The following is a 365-nucleotide window of genomic DNA, read 5'->3' as shown; positions in this document are numbered from 1 at the left end:
TAAGACGGATGCGAACTTCAAGCTGGATACCGATAACGACGGTACGCCTGACATCGAGGACGAGGACGACGATAACGACGGCGTTCCGGACGAGAAGGAAAAGGAAGACGACACCAATCCGAAGTCCCCGAACCAGAACACGATTTACGAGCCTGCGTATGAGGGTAAGTTGGTTGTTCCTGGTGTGGAGACTAAGTCTGCTCCGTCCTTTACTGATAAGGATGGTAAGGACGTAACCGCTCCTGAGGGTTCGAAGTTCGCTATTGATGGTGATTTCACGGCTCCTGAGGGCTACGTCGTTGAGATTGATGAGTCCACTGGTGAGATTACGGTTACGTTCCCGGATGGGTCGAAGCTGAATAAGG

General features: G+C 52.1%; 1 protein-coding gene. It reads left to right on the top strand.

The annotated features are described in order from the left end of the window. Positions 1-365 (top strand): YPDG domain-containing protein (locus HMPREF2891_RS09630; RefSeq protein ID WP_186822277.1); only part of this gene is annotated, 365 nt, incomplete at both ends.

The sequence above is a fragment of the Actinomyces sp. HMSC065F11 genome, assembly GCF_001813085.1.
GTDB classification, from domain to species: domain Bacteria; phylum Actinomycetota; class Actinomycetes; order Actinomycetales; family Actinomycetaceae; genus Gleimia; species Gleimia europaea.
The sequence above is the reverse complement of the archived record's forward strand: the minus strand, read 5'-3'. Positions and strand labels throughout refer to the sequence as shown.